Origin of the sequence: Burkholderia dolosa, assembly GCF_902499135.1 — a bacterium.
In the GTDB taxonomy this organism is placed as follows: domain Bacteria; phylum Pseudomonadota; class Gammaproteobacteria; order Burkholderiales; family Burkholderiaceae; genus Burkholderia; species Burkholderia dolosa.
In genome coordinates this window covers 86,129-99,669 of record NZ_CABVPR010000009.1, presented here as the reverse complement: position 1 = coordinate 99,669, position 13,541 = coordinate 86,129, and the positions used below count along the sequence as shown (strand labels likewise).

At 68.9% G+C, this 13,541-nt stretch carries 12 protein-coding genes; 5 read left to right on the top strand and 7 right to left on the bottom strand.

What is annotated here, in order from left to right:
• Window positions 1–13 precede the first annotated feature (13 nt).
• Window positions 14–1,402 carry an L-serine ammonia-lyase gene (locus BUB20358_RS06695; RefSeq protein WP_006762938.1) on the top strand — a complete coding sequence of 463 codons (1,389 nt, stop codon included), beginning with the start codon at window positions 14–16 and terminating at the stop codon, window positions 1,400–1,402.
• A gap of 85 nt (window positions 1,403–1,487) precedes the next feature.
• Here BUB20358_RS06695 and BUB20358_RS06690 read toward each other — a convergent pair whose 3' ends face one another.
• The 3 genes from BUB20358_RS06690 to BUB20358_RS06680 all read right to left on the bottom strand — a co-directional run bounded on the left by BUB20358_RS06690 (window position 1,488) and on the right by BUB20358_RS06680 (window position 3,169).
• Window positions 1,488–2,150 carry a hypothetical protein gene (locus BUB20358_RS06690; RefSeq protein ID WP_035971419.1) on the bottom strand — a complete coding sequence of 221 codons (663 nt, stop codon included), beginning with the start codon at window positions 2,148–2,150 and terminating at the stop codon, window positions 1,488–1,490.
• Between the two features lie 252 nt (window positions 2,151–2,402).
• On the bottom strand, window positions 2,403–2,699 hold the full coding sequence (locus tag BUB20358_RS06685; protein WP_035971420.1) for a hypothetical protein: 297 nt from the start codon (window positions 2,697–2,699) through the stop codon (window positions 2,403–2,405).
• Window positions 2,696–3,169 carry a DUF2778 domain-containing protein gene (locus BUB20358_RS06680; RefSeq protein WP_006762940.1) on the bottom strand — a complete coding sequence of 158 codons (474 nt, stop codon included), beginning with the start codon at window positions 3,167–3,169 and terminating at the stop codon, window positions 2,696–2,698. The genes BUB20358_RS06685 and BUB20358_RS06680 overlap by 4 nt, the downstream gene beginning before the upstream one ends.
• Window positions 3,170–3,466: 297 nt before the next feature.
• Between BUB20358_RS06680 and BUB20358_RS06675 the strand changes: the two genes are divergently transcribed.
• Complete coding sequence (locus tag BUB20358_RS06675; RefSeq protein WP_035971424.1) at window positions 3,467–5,170, top strand: thiamine pyrophosphate-binding protein; 1,704 nt, start codon at window positions 3,467–3,469, stop codon at window positions 5,168–5,170.
• Entirely contained in the window at window positions 5,167–6,288 is a 1,122-nt protein-coding gene (locus BUB20358_RS06670; RefSeq protein WP_035971425.1) for a glycosyltransferase family protein, read from the top strand. The genes BUB20358_RS06675 and BUB20358_RS06670 overlap by 4 nt, the downstream gene beginning before the upstream one ends.
• A 96-nt stretch (window positions 6,289–6,384) precedes the next feature.
• Here the strand turns inward: BUB20358_RS06670 and BUB20358_RS06665 are convergent, their stop codons facing one another.
• The 3 genes from BUB20358_RS06665 to exaC form a co-directional block, all read right to left on the bottom strand.
• Window positions 6,385–7,419, bottom strand: coding sequence for a helix-turn-helix domain-containing protein (locus BUB20358_RS06665; protein ID WP_006762942.1), 1,035 nt, complete (start codon window positions 7,417–7,419; stop codon window positions 6,385–6,387).
• Between the two features lie 229 nt (window positions 7,420–7,648).
• Window positions 7,649–8,197 (bottom strand): hypothetical protein, encoded by a 549-nt coding sequence (locus BUB20358_RS06660; RefSeq protein ID WP_035973218.1) that lies wholly within the window; start codon window positions 8,195–8,197, stop codon window positions 7,649–7,651.
• Window positions 8,198–8,423: 226 nt separating this feature from the next.
• Window positions 8,424–9,950 (bottom strand): acetaldehyde dehydrogenase ExaC, encoded by a 1,527-nt coding sequence (gene exaC / locus BUB20358_RS06655; RefSeq protein ID WP_035971426.1) that lies wholly within the window; start codon window positions 9,948–9,950, stop codon window positions 8,424–8,426.
• 329 nt (window positions 9,951–10,279) lie between these two features.
• On the opposite strand from exaC, the gene BUB20358_RS06650 reads away from it, so the two are divergent.
• Window positions 10,280–10,708: a pyridoxamine 5'-phosphate oxidase family protein gene (locus BUB20358_RS06650; RefSeq protein WP_035971427.1), complete on the top strand. Its 429-nt coding sequence runs from the start codon at window positions 10,280–10,282 to the stop codon at window positions 10,706–10,708.
• Window positions 10,709–10,883: 175 nt separating this feature from the next.
• On the opposite strand, the gene BUB20358_RS06645 is transcribed toward BUB20358_RS06650, so the two are convergent.
• On the bottom strand, window positions 10,884–12,491 hold the full coding sequence (locus BUB20358_RS06645) for an MFS transporter (RefSeq protein ID WP_035971428.1): 1,608 nt from the start codon (window positions 12,489–12,491) through the stop codon (window positions 10,884–10,886).
• 145 nt (window positions 12,492–12,636) lie between these two features.
• Between BUB20358_RS06645 and BUB20358_RS06640 the strand changes: the two genes are divergently transcribed.
• The gene (locus BUB20358_RS06640) at window positions 12,637–13,521 is read left to right on the top strand and encodes a LysR family transcriptional regulator (protein WP_006762945.1); all 885 of its coding nucleotides are present in this window, start codon (window positions 12,637–12,639) and stop codon (window positions 13,519–13,521) included.
• Window positions 13,522–13,541: the final 20 nt, after the last annotated feature.

The window sequence follows — 13,541 nt, the reverse complement described above, 5'->3', positions numbered from 1 at the left end:
GGCAGGAATCGAAATGGCAGTCAGCGTGTTTGACCTCTTCAAGATCGGCATCGGTCCGTCCAGCTCGCATACGGTCGGGCCGATGCGCGCGGCGCTGATGTTCGTCCAGGGCCTCGAGCGCGACGGGCTGCTCGACGCGACCGCGCACGTGAAGGTCGAGCTGTACGGTTCGCTCGGCGCGACCGGCAAGGGCCACGGCACCGACCGCGGCGTGATGCTCGGGCTGCTCGGCGACGCGCCCGACACCGTCGACCCCGACACGATCGACGCACGGCTCGACGAAGTGCGCACGTCGAAGCAGCTCGCGCTGCTCGGCAAGCATCCGGTGCCGTTCGTGCTGAAGGACAACATCGCGTTCTACCGGCAGGCGCTGCCCGAGCATCCGAACGGAATGAAGCTGCGCGCGACCGATGCGAACGGCGCGATGCTCGTCGAGCGCACGTACCTGTCGGTCGGCGGCGGCTTCGTCGTGACGGCCGGCGCGCCGAACACGAAGGTGCTCAGCGCGGCCGAACAGATGACGCACCCGTTCCGCACCGGCGCGGAGCTGCTCGCGCTGACCGAGTCGACCGGCAAGTCGATCGCGCAGCTGATGTGGGAGAACGAGCGCGCATGGCACACCGAGCAGGAAACGCGCGACGGGCTGCTGAAGATCTGGTCGGTCATGCAGTCGTGCGTGTCGCGCGGCTGCGGAATCGGCAATCCCGATGCCGACGGCAATCTGCCCGGCCCGTTCCAGGTGAAGCGGCGCGCGCCGCAGCTGTACCGCGCGCTGACCGGCAATCCGGAGCGCGCGCTGCAGGATCCGCTGTCGATGGTCGACTGGATCAACCTGTACGCGATCGCCGTCAACGAGGAAAACGCGGCCGGCGGCCGCGTCGTCACCGCGCCGACCAACGGCGCGGCCGGCATCATTCCGGCCGTGCTGCACTACTACACGCGCTTCACGCCGGGCGCGAACGAACAGGGCGTGATCGACTTCCTGCTGACGGCCGCCGCGATCGGCATTCTGTACAAGCTGAACGCGTCGATTTCGGGCGCGGAAGTCGGCTGCCAGGGCGAAGTGGGCGTCGCGTGCTCGATGGCGGCCGGCGCGCTCGCGGCCGTGCTCGGCGGCACGCCGCGTCAGGTCGAGAACGCGGCCGAGATCGGCATGGAGCACAACCTCGGGCTGACCTGCGACCCGGTCGGCGGGATGGTGCAGATTCCGTGCATCGAGCGCAACGCGATGGCATCGGTGAAGGCCGTGAACGCCGCGCGCATGGCGCTGCGCGGCGACGGCTCGCATTACGTGTCGCTCGATTCGGTGATCAAGACGATGCGCGAGACGGGCGCCGACATGAAGACGAAGTACAAGGAAACGTCGCGCGGCGGGTTGGCCGTGAATATCGTCGAGTGCTGATGTGGCAACGCAAAGCGGCGGACGACCGACCCGCCGCTGCGGAACGCTCGGCGGATGGACTGAACGAACCGCGCGCTGAACGGCGTTACGGACGGTCGTCGCGGCGCGGGCACGCAGCTGCGCGACGCCGACACCGTCCTAGCAGCTTCACCATGCCGGCGACCAGCGCGACCGTGACGAACGAGACGAGCAGCGCGTACACGGCGTCCCGATCTTCGGGCGTTCTGTCCGACCACGCGAGCCAATCCATGACCTTGTCTGCCGCGGGGCGCAATACGCGGTAGTCCGGGAACAGGTCGGCCGTAAGCGCCCAGGCGACGAAGTACGCGATCGTCAGTGAAACAATCTGAATCCCCGCGACGACACCGCGAACCAGATATCGCACGCCGCGGTTACGTTTCCATAACGTCCGATAAAGTTGCACGATTCGCGTGCGCAACCCTTCGCTCAACAGCGCCAGCCAACGGCGCCGAAACAGCCATGACAGCCGGCCTGCGATGACGAGCGGGACGACTGCGACGAAGGCGACGAGCACCATGTAAAGGTCATCCCGCGTCTCATGCGTTCCGTCCAGCGACGGCAGCCGATCCGCAATGGCATCGGAGAAGCGAATCAACGCGGGAAACGCCGGAAACATCCCGTCGATACGGGATCCGATAAAGATATAGATCAGCATCAGCCCGGACACGAACAGCGTCCATCCGATGCCCCGAGCCGCCCATACGAGCCCGCAAAAAGCGCCTTTCATTCCACCGTCACCTTTCCGTAGCATTTGATATTGCTACCCAGAATATGAACATGTGTACCGGTCAGCAGGCTTCGGACCACGTTGAAATCTTGCGGGTGTACGAAACGCGCTGCTTGCGTGTTTCGTACATGGCTACGTGCGATCGGGCCGGCGAAACAACGGCGGCCGACGGTATCGGAATCGCCATAGCAGTCGGCATGCGACCGCGACAGGCATACGCGTGACGAGCGGACGAGCAACGCTTATGCGTCGTTATGCGATTGGCTCTCGCCCGCGAGCGCGCCTTCGGCTGAACAACCAACCTAGCAACCGAATGCCGGCGACAAGCGGTGTAACCGTGAGCAGCGCGACACACAGCCTGTAATGGAAGTTCAGCCATTCCGGCGAACCGTCGTCCCAAGGCAGAGATTTTGTCAGCGCCATCAGCAGCGGAGCCAGTCCGGGGTACTCCGGAAAAAGGTCGACAGTGTGCGCCCAGGCAAACATGTACGAGAGCGCAAGAGCGAAGACAGAAAAAACCCAGGCAGTCGCCTTGAGCAAACGCTTCATTTGACGATCACCTTGCCGTAATAGCGAGTTTTTCGACCCGGGATGAAATGCTCGCTCTTGCCGCGCAGCATTCCTTTGATCACGTTGAAGTCCGCCTGTGTTGCGATCGTGATACAGCCTTTGCTGATGCTACCTGCATGAAGTCTGAACCGGCCTCGCTTCACACCGTCGCAAAATGTCTCGTCGTCGACTCGGCCGTCGTCGGCGTAGAGCGCAAACCATTCCGAGTTGCCGGCAATGCTGTCGCGCAGCGCGCCCAGCCATCCTCCCGATTTTCGATCCACGATGTAATACGTTCCGACCGGCAACGGCCCGAGGTCGGGCACGCACATGAATGTCCGCTTGTTGGCATGGGGACCCGCTCCGGAAAACGCCGGAAACACCCGCCCCGCGATCTCGAACCTGCTGATCGGTTTGTCATTCAGTTCGAACGTACAAATATGCATCTCCGCCGCCCCCGTAAAAATCATTCATCGAAACGTGCCGCTCTCATGCGAGTGGCGCGCGGTCCCCAGTCGTCATCGAAAATCAATGGATGAGAACGTGAACACACGAGCCTAGTCATCCGAGATACGTCAAGCTATCGGACACCGACGAAAATTTCGACTTGCCACTACGTTCCAGCGAACGCTTGCGCCCCCGCGACGTATCGGCCGCTCGTCGCGCAATCCCGGTCCGCTGCACCGTAATCGGCCGTTCGGCCAGCTTTCACCGCCCCGCCAACCAGCGTAAGCTGTACGTCCCGCTACCCAGGGAGACGGCAGCCCATGTCGCATTCCAAGGATCTCGAGCCGCGCGCGACCACCGGCGCGCGACTGCTTGTCGATGCGTTGCTCGCCAATCACGTCGAACGCGTGTTCTGCGTGCCCGGCGAGAGCTTTCTCGCGGTACTCGATGCGCTCGCGGACGACACCGCGCGCATCCAGACCGTCGTGTGCCGCCACGAGGCGGCCGCCGCGAACATGGCCGAAGCGGTCGGCAAGCTGACCGGCCGCCCCGGCATCGCGTTCGTCACGCGCGGGCCCGGCGCGACGCATGCGTCGATCGGCGTGCACACGGCCTTCCAGGATTCGACGCCGATGATCCTGTTCGTCGGCCAGTGCGCGCGCGAGCACCTCGATCGCGAAGCGTTCCAGGAAATCGACTACCGCCGGATGTTCGGCCAGATGACGAAATGGGTCGCGCAGATCGACGATCCGCGCCGCATCCCCGAATACCTGAGCCACGCGTTCCACGTCGCGATGTCCGGACGGCCAGGGCCGGTCGTGCTCGCGCTGCCGGAGGACGTGCTGTCCGACGCGTGCGCGCCGCAGCCCGTCGTGCCGGCCGCGAAACGCGTGGCCGCCGCGCCGTCGGCCGCACAGCTCGCCGAGCTGCGCGAGCGGCTCGCGCGCGCGCAACGGCCGTTCGCGATCGTCGGCGGCAGCGGCTGGACGCCCGACGCGTGCGCGAACCTGCGTACGTTCGTCGAGCGCTGGCAGTTGCCGGTCGCATGCGCGTTCCGCTATCAGGACACGTTCGACAATGCGCATCCGAATTACGCGGGCGACGTCGGGCTCGGCATCAATCCAGCGCTCGCGAAGCGCATCCGCGATGCCGATTTGCTGCTCGTGCTCGGGCCGCGCCTCGGCGAAGCGACGACCGGCGGCTACACGCTGCTCGACATCCCGAAGACTCGCCAGACGCTGATCCACGTGCATCAGGGCGCGGACGAGCTCGGCCGCGTGTATGCGGCCGATCTGCCGATCGTGTCCGGCATGCCGGAGATCGCCGCACCGCTCGCCGCGCTCGAACCGCCCGCGCACCCGGCGTGGGCCGGCGCAGCGGCCGACGCGCATCGCGCGTACCGCGAATGGCACGCGCCGCTGCCGATGCCGGGCGACGTGCAGCTCGGCGAAGTGATGGTGCAGTTGCGCGAGCGGCTGCCGCGCGATGCGATCCTGACCAACGGCGCCGGCAATTACGCGATCTGGCTGCATCGGCACTTCGCGTATCGGCACTTCCGCTCGCAGCTCGCGCCGACGAGCGGCGCGATGGGCTACGGGATTCCGGCCGCGCTCGCCGCGAAGTCGCTGTATCCGTCGCGCGCGGTCGTCGCGCTCGCCGGCGACGGCTGCTTCATGATGGCCGGCAACGAACTCGCGACCGCGATGCAGTACGGGCTGAACATCGTCGCGATCGTCGTCAACAACGGACAATTCGGCACGATCCGCATGCATCAGGAACGTCACTATCCGGGCCGCGTACACGGCACCGCGCTGACCAACCCGGATTTCGCCGCCTATGCGCGCGCGTTCGGCGCGCACGGCGAAACGGTCGAGCGCACGGCCGACTTCGCGCCCGCGCTCGAGCGCGCGTTGACCTGCGGGCTGCCCGCGCTGATCGAGATCCGCATCCCGCAGGACGCGAGCACACCGGCCGCGACGCTCGAGCAGATCCGCGAGCAGGGCCGCCGCGGGCGCAGCGCATGACGATCGCCATGCACGCCGCGCCGGCCGGCCGACTGCTGTCGCACGACGATGCACTCGCCTATCCGGGCACGCTGCTCGCGCCGGACGGCACGCTCGTCGCCCCGTACGATCTGGAACACGGCGACACGCGCGCCGACGGCTACATCGCCGCCGCACCCGCGCTCGGGCTGCTGAATGCCGCGCACCGGCCGTTCCGGCTCGACTATCGCGATGCGTCGCACGTGCACGTGATCAACGGGATGGGTGTCGCGCTCGGCGATTCGGTGATCGGGCTGAGCGCGCTCGCCGCGCTGCGCGATGCGCATCCGCGGCTGCGCTTCACGCTGTACCGGCCGGCTCGCGCGCCGCGCTACGTGGAGGCGCTGTATGCGCTCGCAGCGGACGTCGTCGCGCCGTCGCACGCGCTGCCGTATCGGGCCGATGCGCTGCCCGCGCACGAGCCGCGCATCGATATCGGCAATCACCTGTACTGGCCTGCATTCGCGCGGCTGCCGATGATCGATTTCTTTCTCGATGCGCTCGGCGCGGACGCGGCCGCGGTGCCGGCCGCCGCGAAACGCAACCGCTGGCTCGCGCGCTTGCCGCTGCCGGCGTTGCCGGCCGCGTGGCAGCGCCCGTACGTGCTGTTCTGCCCGAGCGCGAGCACCGCGGTGCGCAGCGTGCCGCCCGCGCTACGCTCGACGTTCGTCGATCGGCTCGTGCAGCGCTACGGACTGCCGGTGGTCGGCTTCGGTCCGGTCGCGCATCCGGGTTACACGGACGTGAGCGGCGACGCCGCCGACACGGCCCGGTTCATCGCATGGATCAACGGAGCGAGCATGCTGTTCGCGCCCGACACCGCCGCGCTGCATGTCGCGGACGGATTCGACGTGCCGACGCTCGCGTGCTTCACGACGATCGCGCCGGCGCTGCGCGTGCGCGACTATCCGCATTGCGTGTCGATCATGCTCGACGTGCCGGCCGACTTGCACGGGCTGCATCGCAGCGAACGGCCGGCCGACCTCGCCGCCGTCGAAGCCGCCTATCGCGCGATCGACTGGGATGCGGTCGCATGGCCGGCGCCGCGCGAAGCGGCGGCGACGTCGGCGTCGAACGCGTCGCGAACGGGCACGCGGTAACGATCGACGAGCCGTGCGCGCGGCGGCATGCGTTCGTCGCTGCGCATACGGGCTGCTCGGCCGTTCAGCGGTTCAGCGGTTCAGCCGTCCAGCCCTTCAGCCAAGCGCGACCGCGGCCGGCCGCTCGCGCAGCGTCTCCGACGGCCGTTTGCCGAACAGCCGCCGATAGTCGGTCGCGAACTGGCTCAGATGCCAGAAGCCCCACGCTTCCGCGACGTCCTGCACCGAGCCTGCCGCGCGTCCGCACAGGTCGCGCCGCGCGCCGTTCAGCCGCAGCGCGCGCAAATACGCGGCGGGCGCCATTCCGAGCACGTCCTGGAAGCAGTACTGCAGCGTGCGCCGGCTCACGTGAAGCTGCTCGCACAGCTCGGGCACGCCGACCGGCCGCGTGCGATGCGCGAGCACGTAGTCGCGCGCCTGCTCGACGATCCAGCGCCGCGTCGACGGCGCACTGCCCGCACCATCGTCGGCCGGCTGCGCGCACGCGTCGAACAGCGCGGCCAGCACCTCGGCCTGCAGTTCGTCGCGCTGCGCGTCCGGCAACGGCGCGGCCGCGGCCATCGCGCCGTCGAGCCGCCGGCCGAGCAGCGCGCACAGGCGCGCGAGCCGCGCGTCGCCGATCTGCATCACGCGCTGCGCGAACACGCGCTCGTCCAGCGCGCGGCGCTCGACTTCCTCCGCATAACGGCGCAGCACGTCGCCGCGCACGACGACGCCGTAGATCGAGAACTGCGCGGGGGTCAGCAGTTCGAATTCGACGTTGCCGGGCCGGAACGCGAGCGCGCCGGGCCCGATGCGGCACGCGTCGACGCGCGCCGTGCCGTCGCCGGCGAGCGGAATGCCGAACCAGTACGCGTCACCGCGCACCTCGCACGCCTGACGCAGCACGTGGCTCGTCGATTCGCGAAACAGCTTCATCGTGTCGAGCGGCAGCTCGGTCAGCGTGCCGACGAAGCGGCCGGCCGCGAGCTGATCGTAGGTCTGCCGCCAGCCGATCAGGTTGCGCGCCTGCTCGTCGGCGTCGTGCGCGACGCTGACGACCGCCTGCCCGGCGAGCGCGTCGTCGCCGAGCGCGTTGCGCCGCGTGTCTTCGGCCGTCGGTTCGTCGTTGCGCTCCAGTCGTGCGTCCATCGTGTTTCTCCGTCACTTGCGCGGCATCGCGTTCGTCACGCAAGTCCCGTGCCGAACCGCTCGACCCGCGGCCGGCCCGTCATTCCACGCGGTTCGGCCGACGCGCGCCATGCGGGCGCACCCGGACGCGGCGTGCCGCGCACCCGGCCGGTGCGGCGCGCGCGACGGCCGCGCATCGCGGCGCGGGCGGCGCAGCCGCAACCGCAGCTGCAGCCGCAGCCGCAGCCGCCTATAGACTCGTCGCGGGCCGCAGCCGCACGACGCGCGTCCCGCAGTTGCCGTATGCCTGCGCGACCGCGAGTTCGACGATCGGACTGCCGGCCGGCCACGGCGCCGCGTCCGCTTCCGCCAGATCGGTGCGCAGCGTCGCGCGGCCGTTGATCCGATAACGAATTCCGCGCATGAAGTCGACGAACAGCAGCCCGACGCCGCAGCCGTCGCACGCGGCCGCGTCGATCCGGCTGCCGTCGTCGCGCACGGGCAACGCGAACCGCAGCGTCTTCGTGTCGATCACGCGAACCACCGGCAGCCGCTCGCCGTTGCAGTCGCGCGCGCCCAGCACGATGTCGGCTGCGAGCGGCGCGCGCCCGCCGAACGCGGTGCCGACGAACATGAACGGCTGCGCTTCGACGAACTGCCGCACGCCGATGCTGAGCCGCGTCGTCACGACGTCGCTCATCCGCTCCGCTTCGTCGACGACGCCGAAGCGGCGATGCGCGTCGAGTTCGCCCGTGTGAAACACCGGATGTCGTGCGAAGGATCGGGGCGGTTCCGCCATGTTCGTGCCAGAAAAATAAATGCCGCGCGGGCGGGCGAGCGAGCCGATCTCGGCTGCCGGACGCTCGATCTTCCGCACGCGGAATCGGCGCCCGCCCGGCCCGCGCGCGTTCGACGTCGGCCCGGCAGCCAGCGGCCTACGTGCGCCGAACGCGCGAGCGAGCGGCCGGACGCGATACTGCGCGGCCGGCCGCCTGCGCGCCACGTGTCGACGCGTACGTCGACGATCAGAAGAACCCGAGCGCCTCGGCCTGATAGCTGACGAGCAGACACTTCGTCTGCTGGTAGTTCGACAGCGCGACCTTGTGCGTCTCGCGGCCGATCCCCGACTGCTTGTAGCCGCCGAACGCCGCATGCGCCGGGTACAGGTGGTAGCAGTTCGTCCACACGCGGCCGGCCTCGATCTCGCGGCCCATCCGGTACGCGCGCGTGCCGTTGCGTGTCCACACGCCGGCGCCGAGCCCGTAGAACGTGTCGTTCGCGAGTTCGACCGCTTCCTGCTCGTCCTTGAACGTCATCACCGACGCGACCGGCCCGAAGATCTCTTCCTGGAACACGCGCATCTTGTTGTTGCCGAGCAGCATCGTCGGCTTCACGTAGTAGCCGGCGTTCAGTTCGGCCGCCGGCGCGGTGCGCTCGCCGCCGGTCAGGCACTGCGCGCCTTCGCCGCGGCCGATGTCGATGTACGACAGGATCTTGTCGAGCTGCTGCTGCGACGCCTGCGCGCCGATCATCGTCTGCATGTCGAGCGGGTGGCCGGCCTTGATGCGCTCGACGCGCGCGACCGCCTTGTCGATGAAGCGTTCGTAGATCGATTCCTGGATCAGGATCCGCGACGGGCACGTGCACACTTCGCCCTGGTTCAGCGCGAACATCGCGAGCCCTTCGAGCGCCTTGTCGAGGAACGCGTCGTCCTGGTCGAGCACGTCCGCGAAGAAGATGTTCGGGCTCTTGCCGCCCAGCTCGACCGTCGACGGGATCAGGCTGTCGGCGGCCGCGCGCAGGATGTGCTTGCCGACCGGCGTCGAGCCCGTGAACGCGATCTTCGCGATTCGCTTGCTGGTCGCGAGCGCTTCGCCGGCTTCCTTGCCGAAGCCGTTCACGATGTTGATCGTGCCGGCCGGGAACAGGTCGCCGATCAGCTCCATCAGCACGAGCACCGACGCGGGCGTCTGCTCGGCAGGTTTCATCACGACGCAGCAGCCGGCCGCGAGCGCGGGCGCGAGCTTCCACGCGGCCATCAGCAGCGGGAAGTTCCACGGAATGATCTGGCCGACGACGCCGAGCGGCTCGTGGAAGTGATACGCGACGGTGTTGTCGTCGATCTCCGAGATGCCGCCTTCCTGCGCGCGGATGCAGCCCGCGAAGTAGCGGAAGTGATCGATCGCGAGCGGCAGGTCGGCCGCCATCGTCTCGCGCAGCGGCTTGCCGTTGTCGATCGTTTCGGCGACCGCCAGCAGCTTCAGGTTCTTCTCCATCCGGTCGGCGGCGGCGAGCAGCAGGTTCGCGCGCTCGGTCACGGACGTCTTGCCCCATTTGCGGCGCGCGGCGTGCGCGGCGTCGAGCGCGACCTCGATGTCGTCGGCACCGGAGCGCGGCACGCGGCAGAACGGCTGGCCGTTGATCGGCGACACGTTGTCGAAGTACTCGCCCTTCACCGGCGGCACCCACTTGCCGCCGATGTAGTTGTCGTACTGCTGGCGATACGGATATTCGACGTCGAGGCCCAGTTGCTTCAGGTCAAACGGGTTCATACATGTCTCCTGTTCATCGTGCTTGTGCGAATGCAGCGCCGGTTGGATCGCGCTGCACCGATTACGCAACATGCATGCCAAACGGAACGGGCGACGAACGGATGCACGGCCGACGCGGCCGGCCTGTTCGCGGGCCGCGCGCGAGTGTGTCGATTCTGAACACCGCGGCTGCGCAGCGGCGCGGCCGGTGTTCGGTTTTTCCACAGTGCGCGCGAGCGGGTGGACAGCCGCGCGCACCCGCGCGTATCGAACGACGCATGCAGATTCATGGCACACGGCTTGCGTGACGGTCGCGCATCCGAACGCACGGCTCGACGCCGCTCGACACCATGAACGACTCCGGCCCGCTGACCGACGACGCGATCGCGTTCATCCGCGAACAGGCGTTCCTGATCGTCGCGACCGCCGACGCGGCAGGCGACAGCGACTGCTCGTATCGCGGCAGGCAGCCGCGTGCGGACGGCTCTTTCGCGCCGCTCGTCGACGTACCGGACCGCGGCACGCTCGTGCTGCCGGACTTCGCGGGCAACAACCTGTTCAACACGATCGGCAATCTGCTGGTGAACCCGGCGATCGCGCTGCTGTTCGTCGACTTCGTCCGTCAGCGCACGTGGCTCGTGCAGGGCCGCGCGACGATCGACGACGATGCGGGCAGCCGTGCGCATCTGTGGCCCGACGCGCAGCGCTACGTGGTGATCGCGGTCGAGCGTGCGCACGCGCGCACGGATACGGCGCTGCCGCCGCTCGTGCTCGCGTGATGCGGGACGGCGCAGCGCGCCGGTGTGTGGATGGCGGCAGAAGAACATGCGAGCGGCCCGTTCGCTCGGGTCGGACATGCGCGTCGCAACTTCGCTTCGAATTCGGCGCCCGCTTGGCGCGCAGCGTCTGGCGGCCGCCGCACCCGGCAGCAGCACAACGCGACGGCACCGACGCTCAACGCGCGTTCGTCTCCGCGCAAGCCGGTTCGGCGCGGCGGCGCGCCGGCGCGTCGCCGTGCGCACGCCCGTTCGCGTGTGCGTCGTCGTGCGTTTCGCCGGTCGCATGCCGCGCGCCGAGAAACGCGAACACGACCGCCGCGCACAGCACGGTGAGCAGCGCGAGCGCGATCAGCAACCGATCGAACGCGTGCATATAGCTCGCGCGCAGCGCCGCGCGGCCGACACCCGGCAACACGGCCGCCGCGCCCGCGAGATCGCCGGTCGCGAGCCGCGCGGCGGCCCGCAGCGTGGCATCGGGCGACGCGCCGGCCGCGGCTTCCTGCAGCCCCGCGTGCGCGAGCGCCGCGAGCAGCGCGCCGACGATCGCGAGCGCGATTCCCTCGCCGGCCACGCGCGTGGTGCTGAAGATGCCGGTCGCCATCCCCGCGCGCTCCTTCGGCACGACGCTGACCGACAGACCGTCCATCAGTCCCCACGGCATCCCGGCTCCGACGCCGATCACGAGCATCGGCGCGATCGCCACCGGCCCCGCGCCGCCGCGCAGCGCGACGTCGAGCCACACGAGGCCCGCCGCGGCGATCAGCAGACCGAGTCCCGAGATCGTACCGGCCGGCCACCACCGCGTGAGCGTCGCCGCGGTGAGCGGCACGATCAGCATCGGCGCGGAGATCGCGAGCATCAGCCAGCCCGCGTCGATCTCGCTGAAGCCGTCGATGCCGATGAAGCGCAGCGGCAGCACGACGAGCAGCACGATGTAGCAGCAGCAGGTCGAGATCGGCAGCACCTGCACGCCGACGAAGCGCGGAATCCGGAACAGCGACAGATCGAGCATCGGCCGCGCGACGCGCGTCTCGATCGCGACGAACGCGACCGCGCCGAGCGCCGAGCCGGCGAGCAGCGCGACGACGAGCGCGTCCGTCCAGCCGCGCGCGGGCGCCTCGATCACGCCGGACGTGAAGAGCGTCAACGCGACGGTGAACGCGGCCGTGCCGGGCCAGTCGAGCCCGGTCGCGTGCGGATCGCGCGACTCGCGCATGCGCGGCAGCCCGAACGCGAGCGACAGCGCGCCGGCCAGCGCGCCCGTCGCGAAGATCGCGCGCCAGCCGTAACGCTCGATCAGCAGGCCGGCGATCACCGGCCCGAACGCAAGCCCGACGCCGAATGTCGTGCCGAGCAGGCTGAACGCGCGCGCGCGCGCGGCGCCGTCGAACTCCTGCGCGAGCGCCGCCGTGCCGCCGGCCAGCGCCGCGGCGGCCGCGAGCCCTTGCGCGGCGCGCAGCCAGTCGACCGCGAACATCGACGGCGCGAACGCGAGCGCGATCGACGCCAGCGTGAAGCCGCCGACGCCTACGGCGAACACGCGCTTGCGACCGAACTGGTCGGCGAGCGCACCGGCCGCCATCAGAAAGCTGCCGAACGCGAGCATGAACGCGTTGGTGATCCAGTTCATCGCGACCGGGCTGCCGTGCAGGTCGCGCCCGATCGCCGGCGTCGCGACCGCGCCGCCCGAAAACGACAGCGGCAGCGCGACGGCGGCCGCGCACACCGCGAACAACACCAGCGCGCGCCGACGCGTCGAAACGGTAGAAAACGGTTGATCCATCATCGCTCCTGAAAAAGCCGGCGCCGATGCGCCGCAACAGCGACCAAAGATAAATCCGATTGAATCGACGAAAAACAACGCAAAGCTCCGCAGATACCGGACTAAAATTCCGCAATCTGCACTGTCATCCGTGTCGGCTCGATCGATGGAAAACCTGAACGGCATCGTCGCGTTCGTCCGCACCGCCGAAGCGCTGAGCTTCGTCGCGGCCGGCCGCGCGCTCGGCATCTCCGCGTCCGCGGTCGGCAAGACGATCGCGCGGCTCGAGCAGTCGCTCGGCGTGCGCCTGTTCAACCGCACGACGCGGCGCGTCACGCTGACCGACGAAGGTCGGCATTTCTACGAGCGCTGCCAGCGCATCCTCGAGGATCTCCGCGATGCGGAGGCGACCGTCACGGCGTCCGCGCAGCAGCCGCGCGGCCGGTTGCGCGTGAGCCTGCCGGTGATCGGCTACCGGTTCCTGCTGCCGGTGCTGCCCGAATTCCGGCAACGCTATCCCGATGTGGAACTCGATCTGGATTTCAACGACCGGATGGTCGACGTCGTCGAAGGCGGGTTCGACGCGGCCATCCGCAGCGGCCCGCTGTCCGATTCGAGCCTGATGTCGCGGCGGCTCGGCCCGTTCGCGTTCGTGCTGTGCGCGACGCCCGCGTATCTGGCGCGGGCCGGCACGCCGCACGCGCCGCGCGATCTCGAAACGCACGACTGCGTGCGCTACTGCTTTCCGACCACCGGCAAGCTGCAGGACTGGGCGCTCGCCGCCGACGACGGCACGCCGCTGAAGCTGCGCACCGCAATGACGTGCAACAACATGGAAGCGCTGCGCGGCGCGGTGCTCGCCGGGCTCGGGATCGGCTACATGCCGGACTTCCTCGCGCGCGATGCGCTCGAGCGCGGCGCGCTCGTCACCGTGCTCGACGACTACCGGATCGCGCCGGGACAGTTCTCGATCGTGTGGCCGTCGAGCCGGCAGCTGTCGCCGAAGCTGCGCGTGTTCGTCGACTTTCTGTGCGAGCGGCTGTTCCAGTAGCCGCGGCGCACGACGCCGCC